Genomic DNA, 18,937 nt, shown 5'->3' with positions numbered 1-18,937 from the left:
CGGCCACGGCGCTGTTTCCGGTGTTGTTGCTGTTCGTGCCGTCGCCATCGACGCCGGTGGCCGGTTCCGCTCCCACGGCCAGTGTGACGACCGGACTGTAGATGAAGGTGCCCGGGCCGCCAGGCTGGCTGCCGTTGTTGTCGTTGTCGATGTCATTGTCCGAAGACACCACCACCGCGCTGGCGGCCGGCACGCTGACGGTCGGCGTCACACGCACGTAATACTGGCCTGGAACCAGGTTCGCGAAGGCGTAGGCACCGGTGCTGGAGGTCAGGACGCTGCTGCCGACCTGCGTGTCCGCGTTTGCACCCGATCCACCGATGAGATTGTCCGCACCGGGGCTGAACAACTGCACGGTGGCGCCGCTGAGGCCGAGTTCGCCGCTGTCCTTGAGGCCGTTATTGTTCACGTCGTTCCAGACCAGGTTGCCGACGCTCACCCACGGGGAGATGGAGCACGGCTCGGTCGCGATGGTGAACACGCCGGAAGGATCGGTCTCGAACGATCCCTCGGTGCCGCTGCCAGGCGTGTAGCTGAAGGCAGTCAGGCCGCCGCTGCCGTCATACGCCGGTGCGCTGTCCAGATCCACCGCATGCAGCACGATGCCCGTGCTGCCGCCCGTCTGGATGCCTTCCCATGTGCCGGCGTCGATGCCCATCGAAGTCCAGTTCGAGGCGTTGTTCACCCGGCTCACGTCGATCACGGTCTGGAAGCGCACGCTGGCACCGGTCTCGGTCACCTTTTGCAGCAGCACATCCGTCGCCGTGGTGCTGCCGGTGGCGGTGGAGACCATCAGGTTCGCCGCCGTCTGCCAGCTCGCCTGTCCGAGCGCCGCGTCGTAACGATAGATGCTCACCTTCGGACTGGAGCGGGTCATGCCGTCGATGTACACGATGGCGTGGTCCGCCGTGGCCGGATTGGAGCCGGTGCTGAGCAGGAACCACACGGCGTCCACCTTCGCCGCGCCGATTTGATTCAAGGTGACATCCAGCGAGACACGGCTGAGCGACGCATCATAGACGACGTCAGCGCTGTCGATGTGGGCGATGCCCGGCGTGTAGTTGAAGTCATAAGCCTGCGAAGGCGTCCAGTCGGTGGACTGGCTGAAGATGCCGTCGTGATTCGCGTCGGTGACGAGGAAGTGATAGCAACCGCTGGCGGTCGGTCCGCTCGACTTGAAGCCGAAATCGATCGTCATGTTGCCGTTGTTGTCATCGGCGTCATCCAGCGTGTTGAAAACGCCGCTCTCACCCGTGCTGTTGGTCGGCTCGCCGCTGTCGGACAGGCTGATCAACGCGCTGCTGATGCCGTTGGTGGCCGGCTGCGCGTTGTCGATGCCGTCGTCGTTGCCGACGATGTTGTCGTCGATGTCGTTGTCCGAGGAACTGGCCGGGAAGATCGAGATCGTGTTCACCAGCGGCTTGCCGATGGCGAACTCGGAGGCAGGAATGCGCACGTAATAGGAGCCTGGCACCACGCTGGTGAACTGGTAACGGCCGCGGGTGCTGCCCGCCGAGCTCGTCGTGGTGCTGGTGACGAAGGAACCGGCGCTGTTGAGGAGCTCCACACGCACACCGCCCACGCCTTCGCCAGAATCATAGACGCCGTTGTTGTTGGCATCCTTGTAAACCAGGTTGCCGATGCTGCAGAAGGTCGGACGCAGGCCGAAGTCGAGCGTGTTGTCGATGTTCGTGCCGAAAGGTGCCAGCAACGCGCCGGGCTCCGTCAGCGCCGACAGCGTGATCATCGGCGAATAGATCGGCGCTCCCGTGGCCGACTGCGAGACGCCGTTGTTGTCATTGTCGATGCCGTTGTCCGCGTTGCTGCTCGTCGTGCTGCGGCGCGGGTGCGTGATCGGCGGCGTGAGCTTCACGTAGTAGCGGCCGGCGCTGAGTCCGGTGAAGCTGTAGAGGCCGTCCGTTCCAGTCGTGAAGGTGCTGCCGACTTTCACGTCGTCCCCGTTGTTCACGGTCGTGTCGGTGGACGAATAAAGCTCCATCTGGGCGCCGGCCACGCCCGTTTCGCCGGAATCGACGAGGCCGTTGTTGTTCGTGTCGGAGAAGACGAAGTTTCCGAGCGTGAGAGCGGCGCTGAAGCCAAAATCGACCGTCATCTCCTGATTGCCGCCGCCGGTGGTCATGCTGCCAGGCTCAACATTGAGCGCGAGGTCGATCACCGGGCTGCTGACAGCCGTTCCACTGCCGCCGGGCTGCAGACCGTTGCTGTCATTGTCCACGCCGTTGTCAGCATTGATGCCGGGAGAGGCGAGCGGCCAGAGCGTGTCCGGCGTGGGTAGACGCACGAAGTATTTGCCCGCAGGCAGGCCGCTGAAGAGGTAGTAGCCGTTCGCGTCGGTCAGTGTGGTGGCGACAGGCTGGTCATCGATCGTGTTCGTCAGGTTGTCGGCACCAGGACGCAGCAATTCGACGGTCAGGTTCGGCAGGCCGGGCTCGCGCGGATTCTTGATGCCGTTGCCGTTGGTGTCCGCCCAGACGAAGTCACCGATGGAAAGCGTCGGCGGATCGCAGGTGGCGCTGCCCTGGAGCAGAATGTTGTCGATATCGACGTAACCGGCTCCATCTCCGCCCCAGAGATAGATTTCCATGAGGAAGGACTTGCCTGCGAGCTGCGAACCGGTGGGCACGGCCGACGCGCCGCCGATGAAGCTGGTCCATGGCAGGTTCAGCGAGTACCACGAGCCGGTGGAAGTGAGCGAGAAGGTGTCCGTGGTGGCGGTGTGATAGCTGCCCCCATCCTGCCAGGTCAGCATCACCTTCCCCTGCACCGGCGCGGTGGAGCCGACGCGATAAACGTCGAAGAGAATGTTGCCGATGTTGCCGGTCGTGGTCGGATCGAGGTCAAAACGAATCCACAGGCTGTCCGGACGCTGGGTGAGGCTGGTGCGGGCGCCGTTGTAACCGGTGTCATAGGCGGCATCCCAGTCACGCATGCGGCGGGAGCGCGAACCGCCGCGGATCGGGCCGTTGTTGGACGGCTCGCTGATGTCGGTGAGGCCGTTCATGTCGTCCTCGATCTGGATTTTGGCCGCGTTGACGACGCAGGTGTTCTTGTAGCTCGGCGGGGCCGGCAGACCGCCGCTGGCGCTGTTCAGGTCGTATTCGAGCAGGTTCGCGAGGGAGGCCGGAACAGCGCGGAAGGCAAAGTCGATGGTGTTGTCCGAGTCCGCTCCGCCCACGACATCCCCGGGCTCGCGACCGACAGCCAGCGTGATCATCGGACTGGTGACCGTGGTGCCTTTGCCACCGGCCTGGATGCCGTTGTTGTCGTCATCCACACCGTTGTCGGCATTCACCTGTGCCCCGGAGGACAGCGGATGCGTGGTGAGCGGCGTGGTGACGCGAACAAAGTAGTAGCCGGGAGCCAGGCCCGTGAAGGCATAGGCGCCGGTGCCGTCGGAGGTCGTCGTGCCGGCCGAAACGTCGTTGGCGTTGCCGATCACGGTGTCGGAGGACGAGAACAACTGCAGCGAAACCCCGCCGAGGCCCGGTTCGCCCACATCTCGCACGCCGTTTTGATTCAAGTCATCCCACACGAGGCTGCCGATGCCGAGACCGTTGATCACGATGACGTAATCGCGTGTGCCGGAGCAGGTGGCGGAATCCACGCTGCGAACCGTGAAGCTGTAACTGCCGGTGGCCGTCGGCGTGCCGCTGATGACGCCGCTGGTGCTCAAAGTGACGCCTGGAGGCAGGCTTCCAGTCAGCAGCGAATATGAATACGGGCCGACACCGGCGCTGCTGCTGATCGTCTGGCTGTAGGCGACACCACGGTAGCCGGAAGGCAGGCTGGACGGGCTCAAAGACAGTGTCGGACAGGTCACCGTGATGCTGATGGAGGCAGTGGAGAGACAGCCATACACATCACGGGCCTGCACGCTGAATGAGGAGGAGCCGGAGACTGTCGGGGTGCCGCTGAGGACGCCTGCCGAGCTCAAGGACAGACCCGAGGGAGCAGAACCGGTCGGAATCGTCCAGGTGTAAGGTGCATTGCCACCGCTGGCGGTCAGCGTGGTGCTGTAAGCCGCCCCAACGGTGCCCCCCGGCACCGTGGTGGGGGAAAGGGTGATCGTGGGGCATTGCAGCGTCAGCACGTAGGTGATGGTGCCAGGGCAGTTGTTCTGGTCCATGGCCTCGATCGTCACGCTGTAGTTGTTCGCGGCGCTGGTCGGTGTGCCGCTGATCAGACCGGAAGGCGAAATGCTCATTCCCGTGGGGAAGGCACCCGATTTGAGCGACCACGTCTTCGTGCCGACGCCACCCGTGGCGGTGAGCTGCTGCGAATAGGCGGTGCCGACGGTCGCGGTGGGCAGCGAAGCCGGGGTGATGGTGATCGCGGCGCAGTTCACGCCCAGAGAAAGCGGCTGCTGCTTGAGGCAGCCGTTCAGATCCCGAACTTGCGCGGTGAAGTTGAACGAACCCACCGCCGTGGTCGTGCCGCTGATGAGACCCGCCGACGACAATGTGATGCCGGAAGGCAGGCTGCCGGCCTCAAGGGACCAGGTGTAAGGGGCGCTGCCGCCGCTGGCAGTGAGCTGCTGCGAGTAGGCCACGGTGGTGGTGGCCTGGGGCAGGGTCGTCGGCGTGATGGAGATCAGCGGGCAGTCGAAAAGGATCGAGCAATCCCGCGAGCCGGAGCAGCCCTGGGTGTCCGTGGCTTTGACGCGGAAGGTGTAAGTGCCTGGAGCCACCGTGGGCGTGCCGCTGATGACCCCGCCACTGCTCAACGTGAGACCGGCAGGCAGGCTGCCGCTTTCCAGCGTCCAGGTGTAGGCCGGATTGCCACCGCTGGCGGTCATCGTCTGCGTGTAGGCCTGGTATTGGCGCCCGGCGGTGAGGGTGGCAGGTGTGACGGTGATGACCGGGCAGGTCACGCGCAGGGTGTAGCTCTTCGTGCCCGTGCAGGCCAGGCTGTCCGCGGTGCGGACGGTGAATGCGTAATCCCCCGGGACCGCGGTCGGTGTGCCGCTGAGCAGACCGGCGTTCGACAGGCTCATGCCGGAAGGCAAAGCGCCGGCGGTAATGCTGAAGGTGTAGGGCGAGCTGCCGCCGACGCCATCGAGCTGCACGGACGGATAGGCGGCAAACTGCTGCGCGTCTGCGAGCGTCGCCGGAGTCAGCGTGACCACCGGGCAGACCACGCGCAGGCTGAGCGCCTGGGTGCTCACGCAGTTGTTCACGTCACGCGCACGAGCGGTGAACGAATACGTGGCAGGAGCCGAGCCCGGCGTGCCGCTGATCACGCCCGTGCTGCTGAGGCTCATGCCCGTGGGCAATGCGCCGGTGGTGATGTCCCATTGATACGGACCGGTGCCGCCGGACGCGTTGAGCGTGACGCTGCTGTAGGCCGCGTATTGCGTGCCATCGGACAGTGTCTTCGGCGTGATGTTGATCACCGGGCAGGCGACGCCCAGCGTGTAGGCGCGCAGACCGACACCGCTGTAGGAGTCGCTGGCGCGGACGGTGAACGGATAGCTGGCAGGCACGGCGGTGGGCGTGCCGGAGATCGCTCCGGTCGAGGTGCTCAGAGCGAGGCCGGCGGGCAGGCCGTTGTTGCCGCTGTTGGTGAGATTGTAGCGTGCGAGAGCCTCAGCCACGGTGATGGCGCGGTTGTAAATGACCGGTTCGTCGAGCAATCCGCTCCAGCTTGTGGCCGTCGTGGCACTGCCACCCATCACGAGAGGCTGGCTGGATTGAGAAATCGGTGTGGTGAACGCTTTGGACGCCTGCTGCACTCCATTGACGTAAAGGCGCAGTGTCGTGCCGTCGTAGGTGGCTACCACGTGATTCCAGGCGTTCACCGTGAGCGCCGCATCGACCACATCGGACGTGGAGGCCACCGTGCTGGTGCGGTTGATCCAGAAACGCACCGTGGTGCCGCCGCTGCGCTGCAACAGGCCGTAACCATTCGTCGGAGAGGCTGGATTGTCAGTCTTGGCGATGATGATGCGGTCACCAGACGGTGCGGAGGCCGATGGACGCACCCAGGCTTCCAGAGTGATCTGGGTGGGACGCAGCACCGACTGGTCCGCCACCTGCATGTAGTCGTTGGTGCCATCGAAACTGAAGGCGCGGCCGACCAAACCGGTCGTGAAGGCCGTTCCATTGAGCAGAGCGCCGGTGTTGCCGTTCAGCACCTCCGCAGCGCCGCCTTCACCCGGCCACCATGCGACCGAACCGCTCAATGCGGACGGGCTCACGCTCCAGGTGTAGGGCGCGGTGCCGCCAGCGGCAGTCAGATTCTGCGTGTAGGCCGCATACTGGGTGGCTCCGGGCAAGGTGGCGGGACTCACCGTCACCTGCGCATTCATGAGCGTGAGGGTGTAGCTCTGCGTGCCGGAGCAGCCCTGGCTGTCCGTGCTGCGGACGGTGAACGCATACGCGCCTGGAGCAGCCGCCGCGCCGGGAGTGCCGCTGATCACGCCGGCGGAGCTCATGCTCATGCCGCTGGGCAGGCTGCCGGTGCTGATGGCATAGGAGTAACCGCCCGATCCGCCGCTGGAGGTAAGCGAAAGCGGATTGTAGGCCGCGTATTGCGTGGCGACGGCCACAGTGCCGGGGCTGATGGTGATGACGGGGCAGGCACGGAAGCCGAAGTCGATGGTGTTCTCGACATTCGTGATGCCGCTGCTGCCGGGTTCGCCACCAGCGGTGAGGGTGATGACTGGACTGATGATGGCGGTGTTGATGCCGCCGGACTGCAGGCCGTTGCTGTCATTGTCCTCGCCATTGTCGGAACCATCGGCGACGCCGGAGGCCAGCGGATAAGCGACCGGCGGCGTGGGAATGCGCACACGATACGCACCCGGCTGGTAAACGGTGAAGCCATAGACGCCGGAGCTGTTGGTCGTGGTGCTGGCGATCACGGTGTTCACCGATCCATCGAGCAATTCCACCGTGACACCCGAACCGATGCCGGTCTCGGTGCCGTTGCTGAAGGCACCGTCATTGTTGGCGTCGATGAAGAGCTGGTTGCCCAGCAGGATTCCGGAGAAGAGGCCGAAGTCCACGCTGAGCTCGGTGTCGGGATTGGTGTCGCCGTCATTCGTCGGCTCCGAACCCACGCCGAGGGTGATGACGGGGCTGTAGATGAAGGTTCCAGGGCCGCCGGGCTGCGAACCGTTGTTGTCGTTGTTGATGCCGTTGTCGCTGATGACGACATTGCCGCCGGTGGCGGGAATGCTCGTCGGCGGCGTGACTCGCACGACGTATTTGCCATCAGCCAGGCCGGTGAAGTTGTAAGCGCCAGCCGGGCTCGTGGTCGTGGAGGCCACCAGGAGGTCGTCTGCGTCCCCCGCCGTGTCATTGGTGCTGCGGAAGAGGTCCACCGAGACGCCACCGACGCCGATCTCGCTGAAAGCGCCGGTGTCACGCACGCCGTTCTTGTTGGCATCATTCCAGACGAGGTTGCCGATGGTCAGCGTGGCGGAGGTGCTCACTTCGCAGAGGGAGACGAGGTCAGCCGCCACGGGATTGGTGCTGCTGCCGCCGGAAAGGATGATCGTGGCGGTGTCGATCTGCGACTGCGTGGCCGCGTTCGCGACGCGGAAGCGATAGGTGAACTGGCGCCACACTGGCTGCAACGCGTTCGCCGTGCCTTCGGTCCAGCCATTGTAGTCGCTGGCTCCAAACGCCGGGTACGACACGGTACCGCCGGTGTAACCGCAGCACTGGCTCACTCCCGGGGCCGTGGCGCTCATCTCGCCCTGCGGCACGGTGTAGTATTGATAAATGCCCGGCGTGACACCGGTGATGATCTGGAAGATCTGCGCGTTCGCGCCGAGGTCCCACAGGATCGAGGCCGCGCCGGTCGAGGCACTGGAGGCCCACACGCTCAATTCGTATTCCTTGCCCGCCCGCAGCACCGTGCTCCAGGCCCCGCCGCCGGCCGGAAGCAGGCTGACGCAGGAGTTGGTGCCCTGCATGAGCAGCATGCGTTTCCCGTGGCGGCTCTTCATGCTTTCAACCCAGGAAACACGGGAGCCGTTGTTTCCGGCGAGCACCTGCACGCGCTGCAACGGCTCCCCGACCCCGCTGGTGCCATTCGTGCCGCCCACCCATTGGAAGGCGTTGATATTCGTCCCGAACGACGTGCCTGTGCCGTCGAAACCGAGCACGGTCGTGGTCGTCCCCGTCGTGTTCGGCAGGCCTTGGAATTCAAAGCTGGGGTTGTCGATGAGATTGGTGACCAAGCACGGATTCGAATTGGCGAAACCAATGTCGATCGTGCTGTCGGAGTCGGTGTCGTCACCATCGGTGCCGCTGCCGGGCTCGGTGCCGGGAGAGAGCGTGATCAGCGCCGTGACGACAGGATCGCCGGAGGCGCCTTGCAGGCCGTTGTTATCGTTGTTCACCCGGTTGTCGAGCGCCACCTGGCTGGTGCTGACCTTCGGGAAGTACACCGGCGGTGTCGGGATGCGCACATAGTAAATGCCGGGGGAGAGGTCTCTGAAGAGATACAGGCCGTTCGCGTCGGTGTACACGGCGGAACCGATCATGACGTCATCGCCACCGCCGTTGTTCGCGACGCCATTGAGGCCGGGCGACCACAATTCCATGCGCAGGTTCGGCACGCCGCTTTCCATCGAGCCGCGCAGGCCGTCATCGTTCATGTCCACCCAGACCTGGTTGCCGAGCGCCATGCCTTTGACCAGGAAGGTCACGGAACTGGTGGAGCTGAGGCAGTTGTACTGGTCGCTGGCGCGAATCGTGACGGTGTAGCTGCCCAAAGTGGTCGGAGAACCGCTCACGGTGCCGTTGGAGGCGAGAGAGAGGCCCGGTGGCAACGAACCGCTGATCAGCGTGAAGGTGTAAGGCGCGGTGCCGCCGCTGGCGGTGAAGTTGTGCGTGTAGCTGGTGCCCAGATAGACATTGTCCGGAGTCGTTCCGCCCAGAATCACCGCCGCGCAGGTGGGAGTGACGGTGTAACTGCGCGAGCCGGCGCAACCATTCGCATCCGTGGCCGTCACGGTGAAACTGGAGGACGTGGTGGACGTGGGCATGCCGCTGAGGACGCCGCCGCTGCTGAGCGTGAGCCAGGATGGAAGCGAGGAGGCCGTCCAGGTGTAGGGAGTGGCGCTGGAACCGCTGGCGGTGAGCGTCTGTGAATATGCCACGCCGATCACGGGAGCCGTGAGTGTCGTCGGATTCACCGTCACCACCGGGCAGACCTGCAGATTGCGCGTGACGAAGGCCAGACAGCCCTGGGCATCCGCCACGCGGATGGTCACGCTGCTTCCAGTGCCGTTCGCCGTCGTGGGGGTGCCGGAAATGACACCCCCCGTGGAAAGCGTGAGGCCCGCAGGCAGCGTGCCGCTGCTCAATGAGAAGGTGTAAGGCGCCGTGCCCGGCGTGACCGTGAGCGTTTGCGAGTAAGCCGTGCCGACCGTTGCTTTTGGCAGTGTGGCCGGTGTCGCACTCAGCACCGGGCAGCTCGGATCGATCGTGTATTCCTTGGTCGCGGTGCATCCGTTCGCATCCGTGGCACGCACGGTGAAGGTGGCGGGCGTGGTGCTGGTGGGAGTGCCCAGCAGCACACCCGTGCCGGCATTCAGAGAACACCAGCCCGGCAGCGAGCCTGCCGTCACCGCGTAGCTGTAGGGAGCGACACCGCCGGACGCGCTCACCGTCTGCTGGTATTGCAGCCCCACGGTGCCGGGTGGCAGGGCGGCGGGGCTCAGCGTGATGACCGGGCAGATCTTGAATGGCAGGATCGCCGTGCCGGAGCATCCATTCGGATCTGTGGCACGCACCGTCACATTGACGCCGGCACCGTTGCCGATGGAAGGCGTGCCGCTGATCACGCCGGTGGCGGCATTGAGGGAAAGACCAATCGGCAGCGTGCCGCTGGCGATGCTCCACGAATGCGACAGCCAGCCGGTGACGGTTTGAAGCGTGTGCGTGGGCCCGGACCACTGAAGACGCGCCACTGCCGAGCCGCCGTTCTCATAAAACTCGACACGCACCGGCACCACCGTGCCCGCCGTGAGAGAAATCGTGCCCGAGTGGGTGGTGGAGGCGTGATCATTCCACTGGTCGATGATCAAGGTGTTGTCCACCCACAGGCGGATGCCGTCATCCGAGGTCGTTTCGAAGGTGTGCGTGCCGGTGGCCGTCGCGCGGATGAATCCAGTCCAGCGCACGGAGAAACCATCAGCCGGCACCGACGCATGTGGCGAGCCGCCGCCCCAGTTGAAATCGATGGAGCTGTCCTGACGTGTCAGCGCCAGCGTGCCGAAGGTCTTGTCCGAGTAATACTGGCCGATCAAGCCGGAAACCGGTGATGCGGTGAGCGTCTGCGAGTACGCCTCCCCGACTTTCCCTGCTGCTGGCGTTGCGGGCGCGATGGTGACCGTCGGACAGACGGGCGGCAGCGTGAACTGGCGGGATCCGGTGCAGAGATTCGCGTCCGTGGCGGTGATCGTGAAGGTCACCGATGTGGCATTCGACGGCATGCCGGAAAGCACCCCGGTGCTCGTGTTCAGCGTCAGCCAGGACGGCAGCCCCGTGGCGCTGAAAATGACCGGCGCGGCCGTGGAACCGCTGACCGTGAGGGTTTGTGAGTAAGGAACACCGATCAGCGGCACCGTCAGCGTGGTCGGGCTGATGACGAGCACCGGGCAGATGCGCAGATTGAAGGCCTGATCCCGGTAGCAGCCGTCAGAGTCCATCGCGCGCAAGGTCACGCTGGTGCCACTGACGCCGGTCGTCGCCGCGGTTGGCGTTCCGGAAAGGACGCCGCCGCTGCTCAGGGTCAAACCTGCGGGCAGCGTGCCTGAGGCGACGCTCCAGGTGTAAGGCGTGGCCGTGCTGCCGCTGGCGGTGAGTGTCTGCGAATACGCCGTGCCAACGGCACCAGCCGCAAGGCTGGTCTGCGCGATCGAAATGGTGCTGCAGGCGCGGAAGCCGAAGTCGATGGTGTTTTCAAAGCTCGTCGTGCCGGTGGAGCCGGGCTCGGTGCCCACTGCCAGTGTGATGAGCGGGCTGGTGGCGCTGCCACCCGTGCCGGCGGGCTGCACCCCGTTGCTGTCGTTGTCCACACCGTTGTCCGCGTTCACCGCCGTGGAGGCCAGCGTGTAGGAGGCAGGCGGCACCGGCACACGCACGCGATAGGTGCCTGGAGCCACACCACCAAACAGGTACCGCCCGTCCGCTCCGGTCACGGTGCTGGCCAGCACGGTGCCGCCGCTGTTGAGCAACTGCACGCCGACATTGGCGAGGCCGGAATCCCCTGAATCGAAGACGCCGTTGCGGTTTTTGTCAGCAAACACGAGGTCGCCGACGTTCACGCCGCTGCTGAGGCCGAAGTCGAGGGTGAAATCGGTGTTTGAATTGGTATCGCCGTCATTCACCGGCTCCGTTCCAGCCGCGAGAGCGATCAGCGGGCTGTAGATCGGTGTTCCGGGCCCGCCGGGCTGCAGACCGTTGTTGTCGTTGTCAGTTCCGTTGTCGTAGGGCACCACCGCGCCGGAGGTTGCGTTCAAGATGGTCGTGGGCGTGACCATCACGTAATACGTGCCTGCCGCGATGCCGCTGAACACGTAGCTGCCGCTGACGCCCGTGGTGACCGGCGGGGCCACTTCGTAGTCCGCATTCACACCACTGCCACCGATCGCGCCATCAGCTCCGGGATGGAACAAACGCACGACCACGCCCGCCACGCCGGGTTCGCCCACGTCCTTGATGCCGTCGCGGTCGGTGTCCTGCCACACGGAGTTGCCGAGGCAGAGGCGCGCGTCCGGCTGCGGGCTGCGTTTGAAGATGATCGAGTCCTCGATGCCGGTGGGGTTGTTGCCGTAAACGCCCATCACGTTGCCGTCTGCGGAGATGCCATCACCGCCGTTGTAGATGTTCCAGAAGGCGTAGGCGTTGTCCGCCGCCACATGGCCGTCGGACTCGAGCACGTCGGAGATGCGCGTGTAAAGATCCGCCGGTGTCTCCCACACCACGGCAAAACTGCCGCTCGTGCCGCTGCTGTAGATCGAGCCCAGCGTGCGGCCGGTGTCGCTGATCGCACCGACGATGCCGCCGAGCGTGTCAGTGGCGTTGCGCGGCAGATTGGTGCGCGTTCCGGCCTGCGTGTCATAGACAAACGGCACCGGCACGCCGGAGATGCGCTGGCTGGAACCGACGTAGCGGCCATTCGGGCTGATGCGGCCGCCACGCAGCGATCCGCCGCCAAAAGTCACCACGGTGGTGCTCCACCCGGTCAGCGGATGGCCGCTGATCACCTTGCCAACACCACTGCTGTCGATGACCAGCAGCTTGGTGCCGTCGGCGGAGGCATCCAGCACCTCGCGGATGCCGGAGATCGCCGTCCAGGCCCGGGTGTTCAGATTCCACCAGCCGCCGACCGACATGACGGGGCCGCCGGGGCCGTCCTGATCGACGGTGCCGAAGGCGTAGTCACCATTGGCAGTGATCGCGCGCGGAACGGCATGCACGCTCGGGTTGGAATCGTACGGCGTGAGCAGTTTCACAATGCTGCCTGACGACTGGCGGTAAAGGAAGGCGAGGATGTTCGACTTCCCGCTGCTGGTCCACTTCTCGTAGCCGACGACGTCGCCGTTGTCGTTCACATCACTGCCCATGGCGTAGGGGTGGGTGAGATCGAGCACCTGGATGTCCGTGTTGGCAAACGTGCTGGTGTTCATCACGAACGCACGCGTGAGCAGGCTGAAACGGATGCCGGTGATCCAGCGGCCGTCCGGCGACATGTTGAAGACGCAATTCCCCTCGCCAGCCGTCTCTCCACCGAAGACATCACGGCCGAGACGGGTCACGAGATAAGCCGCGCCGCTGGTCTGGTCGAGCGGCGTCGGGCATTCCGGCGCGGGATTGGAGACGATGAGGGTGCGAGCGAACGAGGTCGTGCAGGCGTTCCCATCGGTCACGGTGAATGAAAGCGCTGCACTGCCAGCCGCAGCGGGCGTGCCGCTGATGACGCCAGTGCTGGCATTGAGCGTCAGTCCGGAAGGAAGCGTGCCGCTGGCGACAGCGAAGGTGTAAGGTGCCTTGCCACCCGCCGCGGCGAGGCTTTGCACATACGGAGTGCCCACCGTTCCAATCGCCAGCACACCCGGCGAGACACTGACCGTGGGGCACAGCGGTTCGAGAGTGTAGCTGCGTGAACCGGCGCAGGTGGACGCATCGGTGGCGGTGATGGTGAACGTGCGCGGTGTGGACGAGGTCGGTGTGCCGCTGATCAAGCCGTTGCTCGCATTCAGGCTCAACCCGGCCGGCAGGGTGCCGCTGGTGACCGCGTAGGTGTAGGTGGCGGTGCCGCCGGATGCGCTGACGGACTGCGAATAGGCCGTGCCCACCGAGATGGAGCTGGAGATGCCGCTCAGGCTGATCAACGGGCAGATCTTGAGATTCACCGCCTGGCTCTTCGTGCAGCCGTTCGCGTCCACCGCACGCACGGTGATGCTGACGCCCGAGCCGTTGGAGGCGGAGGGAGTGCCGCTGAGGACGCCTGCGGTGCTCAAGACGAGCCCGGTGGGCAGCGTGCCGTTTGTCACCGAGTAGGTGTAGGTTCCGGAGCCGCCCGTCGCGGAGAATGCCTGCGAGTAGGCCGTTCCCGCAACTCCCACGGGCAGGGTGGACGGCGTGAGGCTGATGACCGGGCACACCCGCAGGCTCAGCGTGGAGGTGGCCGTGCAGTTGTTGGCATCCGTGACGCGGAAAGTGAGGCTGGTGCCTGTGCCATTGGCGGTGGCGGGCGTTCCGGAGATCACGCCCGTGCTGGTGTTGAGCGTGAGCCCCGCTGGCAGCGTGCCGGAGGTCAAAGCCCAGGTGTAGGCCGGTTTTCCGCCGCTGGCGGTGAGCGTCTGCGAGTAAGCCGTGCCGGCGACCGCGGCGGTCAGCGTGGCAGGAGTGATGGAGATCGTCGGACAGGCTGGAGTGAGTGCGTAGGACTGCGTTTTGGAGCAGCCGTTGGCATCCGTGGCGAGCACCGTGAAGGTGAAAGCCGTGGGAACGTCCGGTGTGCCGCTCAAAACCCCGGCGGCACTCAGCGTGGCCCATGTCGGCAGTGTTCCACCCGACACCGCGTACGAGTAGGGCGCGGTGCCGCCTGTGGCCGTCAGCGTCTGCGAGTAGGCCGTGCCCAGGGTCGGCACGGCGGGCGTCGTCGGAGCGATGGACAGCAACGGACACACCTGAAGCGAGAGCGTGGCACCGCCCTGGCAGTTGTTCGAATCCGTCGCGACGAAGGTCAGGCTGGCACCCGCGCCGTTTCCTGCCGTGGGTGTTCCCGAAATCACACCGGTGGCGGCATTGAGCGTCAAACCGGCAGGCAAGGTGCCTGAAGCCACCGCCCAGGTGTAGGGCGAACTGCCGCCGCTGGCGGAGAGCAACTGCGAATAGGCGCTGGAAACCGCACCGCCGGGCAGGCTGGTGTTGGTGATGCTCACGACCGGACATGCGATGGTGACGACATGGTCCTCCACCTCGCCATTGCCACTGGCACCAGTGGAGCCGGGCGTGCTGGTGGAGGTCAGACGCACGCGGACACCGGCCGTGCCGAGGGAAGCTCCCGCAGGCACTGTGAAACTGACGACCCGGTTCGAATTTGACGTGCCGGTGGCCACCGCTGTGTTCAGGGCCACCTGTTCTCCGGCGTCCGTGAGCACCCCGTTGCGGTTGAAGTCGATCCAGACATTGAGATACGCCGCCGCTCCGGTGGCATTGGAGACATTCACGGTCATGCTGCCAGCCGTGCCGCTGATCAGGCTGGCTGGCAGTGTCACACCGTCCTCGTCATCACTGCCAGTGATGTCATCACCCGTGGCGGAGGCGTTCAAAGTCGCCGCCGATTCCGCATCCACGGTGGCGCCGATGCGCAGATTGGAGTTCACCGTGCTGACAGCGCTCGCGAACGCCGAGTAGTCGCCGTAGTCGGTGGTGGGCGCGGGATTGATCGCCACGGTGTAGTCCTCAACCTCCCCGTTGCCCACGACGCCGGTGGAGCCGGGCGTGCTGACCGAGGTCAGGCGCACGCGGACACCCGCCGTTCCCACGACGACGGTGGCGGGAACGTTGAAGGTGATGTTGCGGTTGCTCCCGGAAGTCCCGTTGGCGATCACCACATTGCTCGCGACCTGCTCGCCGGCATCGGTGAGAACGCCGTTGCGATTGAAGTCCACCCACGCATGCAGAAACGCCGTGGCGCCCGAGGTGTTGGTCACCGTGACTGCCAGCGTCGCCGAAGTCCCGGCAACGATCGAGGCAGGCACCACCACGCCGTCTTCGTCATCGACACCGGCCGTGTCATCCGCCGTGGCTGTGCTGTTGGTGGCGGCGGCGTACTCGGAGTCCACCTGGGAACCGATGAAAAGATTGGTCACGACAGCGCCCCCGGCCGCGCCGAACGACGCATAGTCGCCATAGTCCACGGCGGTCAGCAATCCGAAGTCGATGGTGTCATCAATGTTGCCGCCGCCCGCGATATTTCCTGGCTCCGCACCTTGGGCGAGCGTCACGATGGGGCTGTAAACCGTCGTTCCACGGCCTCCAGGCTGCGATCCGTTGTTGTCATTATCGACGCCGTTGTCACCCGCAGCAGTCGAACTGGGGACGGAATACTGCGCCGGTGGCGCCACAGTGACGAAATACTTCCCAGACCCGAGGCCGGCGAAGGTGTAGGCGCCCGTGCCGTCCGTCGTGGTGGTGGCGATCAGGGTGTCCGCCGCCGTGCCGGTGCCGCCGATGGCGTTGTTGCTGCCAGGGGACCACAGTTGCACCGTGATGCCGCCGAGACCGCTTTCACCCGCATCCCTCGTTCCGTTGTTGTTGATGTCATTCCAGACGAGATTCCCCATGCCGAGCGTCGGCGTGATGCCGAAAGTGGCATTCACAATGCCGATGGAGCCGACGGTCACGGACAGGCGGCCATCGACGGTGCCATCGTTCCCTGCTCCCGAGCCGAGAAACTCGCCAGCATTGACCCAGCCGTTCGGCAAGGCGGCCGCTGGTGCTGTCGCCCCCAGACTGCCGTAGGAGGTGCTCAAAACCACCCTGTAAGTCGTGTTCGCAGAAGCTCCACCGAGGATGAACGTGCCATCGCTCTTCACCGGGAAGGAATCGACCAGATTGCCTGAGCCATCGACCAGCATGGCATACAGCGCCCCGCCCGCGTTGGTGCCCGTGCCATTGACGATGCCATCGCTGAGACCGTTCAAGTCGCTGTACACGATCCCTTTGACGCCGAGCGATGTCACGGAGGTGGAAATGCCTTCGGACAAGTCTGTGTAGGACGCCGTGGGCAGCGGTCCCACTGTCACTGCCGTCGGAGAAGAGGTGTCATAACCATCGATGCGGAAGATCTTTGTCCCAGCCGAACCGAGCGCATACAGGCGTGTCACGCCACCCACACCAGCGATCTGCACGGAGCTGTTGCTGCTGTAGGGGATCTTCGAATCGATGTTCACCGTCGATGCGGCGGGACCCGCGGAGTCGATACCGTCGTCGATGAACTGGTTGAACAGCGTGTTGGCGCTGTTGATCACCGTGGAGGTCACCAGCAGGCCGTCTTGAGGACGGATCACGAAGTCACCGCCGTTGAAGGTCTGGCTCAGGTGGAAAAAGTTCGTGTAATCCGTGATGGCGGGCGATCCCAGGGCGACACCGGTCGGATCCAGGTTCCACACCGCGACGTTCTTGCTGAGCTGTCCGCCGGCGTAGTATTTGCCCGAATAAAACGCGGCACGGGGAAAGGCGCCGGCACCGGCGGACGCGGATACGGGTGATCCGGAGTTGAAGGGGATGTTTGACAGCGTGGAGCCGGTGACCTGCTGGTAGTTCCAGGTCTTCGTCACGTTGTCGTAGTTGGCCGTGAAGATCTTGAGGTTGTATCCGCTGGATCCCGTCGATGTGGCGGCCCAGTAGAACCGCCGGTTCAGCCAGTCGAGGGCCAGACCGTTCATCACCGCGTCCGTGGCGCTGGTGCTGAACCCAGGGGAGGCGGTGTTCAGGTTCAAGATGCCTGGAGTCACCGAGACGGTGGGGGATGACGAGTTCGGATTGTAAACGGAGATCTCATCCAGGTAGTATTGGGTGCCCACGCCGCGGATGGTGTAGAAGTAGTCCCGGAAGTTGGACGACGGTGCCACGATGGTCGTTGTGTAGTCCTCCACCTCACCCGTTCCACTGGCACCGGTGGCGCCTGGAGATGCCGTGGAAGTCAGACGGAAACGTGCGCCGACGGTGCCGAGAGGTGCCGTGCTCGGCACGTCGAAGTAAAAGGTCTGATAGTCACCGGAAAGTCCATTATCGACCACCGCATTGGCGATCACCTGCTCCCCGGCGTCGGTCAGGACCCCGTTGTTGTTGAAATCCACCCAGCCGTTCATGTAGGCGGCGGCTCCGGTCGTGTTGGTGAGCTTGACCGTGACGGCAACGCCCGCCTGGCCTTGCACGAGAATGGCCTGCAGCGTGACACCGTCCTCGTCGTTCACGTTGGTGATGTCGTCGCCAGTTGCAGCGAGGTTGGAGACGGCCGTGAGTTCCGCATCCACCAGGTCCCCCATCTCGAGCGAGGTCGAGACAAAGCTGCTGGCGTCGCCGAAGGAAGAAAAATCACCGCGATCTGACGGTGCCTGAATCGTGATCGCATAATCTTCCACCTCACCTGTGCCGGAGAGGCCGGTGGAGCCGGGATTGGCCACGGAGCTGAGTCTGAAACGCACGCCGACGGCACCCAGGGCCGCCGTGGTGGGCACGGTGAAGGTGAAGCTGCGGTTGCCGCCGTTGGTTCCGGTCGTCACCACGTCATTGGTGACGATCTGCTCCCCCGCGTCGGCCAGGGAGCCGTTGTTGTTGAAATCGATCCAGCCGTTGAGGAAGGCATCCGCCCCGCTGGTGTTGGTGAGATTCACCGTCACGCTGACGCCGGACTGGCCTTGAATGACCGTGGTCGGGAGCGTCACGCCGTCCTCGTCATCCGTGCCTGAACTGTCATCGCCCGTGGACGCGGCATTCGCCAGGGTGGGAGCCTCGCTGTCCACGGCAGCACCCATGCGGATCGCGGTGGAGGTCGTGCTCCCTGCCAGACCGAAGGCCGAATCGTCGCCGAAATCCGTCGGAGCCAGGACGGTGACGAGATGATCCTCCACCTCACCACTGCCACTGGCACCGGTCGATGTGGCGCTGCTCGTCGAGGTCAGCCGCACCCGGAGCGCGGTGGTTCCTATCGTCGCCCCGGCGGGTACCGTGAAGGTCAGCGTGCGGTTGGAGTTCGATGTTCCCGTCGCGATCACCGTGTTCGCGGCGATTTGCTCGCCGCTGTCGGTGAGAACGCCGTTTTTGTTGTAGTCGATCCAGGCGTTGAGATAGCCGGATGAGCCAAAGGTGTTGGTGACATTGACGACGAGGGAAGCGGTCGTCCCCTGCACCAGGTAGGCAGGCACGGTCACACCGTCCTCGTCGTCACTGCCCGTGGTGTCGTCACCGGTGGCGGAGGTGTTGGTGGTGGCAGCCGATTCCGCGTCCACCGAGGCCCCCAGCCGCAATTTTGTGTTGGCGGTGCTGGAGGCCCCGCCGAAGGCACTGTAGTCGCCGAAATCCGATGTCTGGGCCGCCGCAAAGCCCGGGAGAAGCAGGAAAAGAGCCGCCGCCACACCCAGCCAGCGCAGCGAAATCCGCCCTGACCGGCTGCCGGTTCGGGACGCATCCTTCCCCACCCACGCGGAAGCGCAGGATGCGATGGCAGCCCGTTTTCCTGCATGAGGCGAGGAGTGAGTGCTGCTGTTTCCCGGTTCAAGTTCCATTTATTCGGAGCAGATTTATCGATCTTAACCACATCTATCATAATTTCAATAACAACAAGCGGATTGTTTTACTTTTCTGAACCTTTCCTTACAAACCTCCTCTGCCCTGCCCCGGCTCTGTGTGAAATTCGCCTCACTGGCCTCGACACCCCC

The 18,937-nt window shown here is 64.6% G+C and carries 1 protein-coding gene; it reads right to left on the bottom strand.

The genetic code is table 11. From position 1 onward, the window contains the following. Positions 1 to 18,784, bottom strand: an 18,784-nt coding sequence (locus tag IAE77_RS21295) for a putative Ig domain-containing protein (protein WP_294231145.1), incomplete at its 3' end; no start/stop codon positions are given. Positions 18,785 to 18,937: the final 153 nt, after the last annotated feature.

Source organism: Prosthecobacter sp., from assembly GCF_014879935.1.
GTDB lineage: Bacteria > Verrucomicrobiota > Verrucomicrobiia > Verrucomicrobiales > Verrucomicrobiaceae > Prosthecobacter.
The sequence above is the reverse complement of the archived record's forward strand: the minus strand, read 5'-3'. Positions and strand labels throughout refer to the sequence as shown.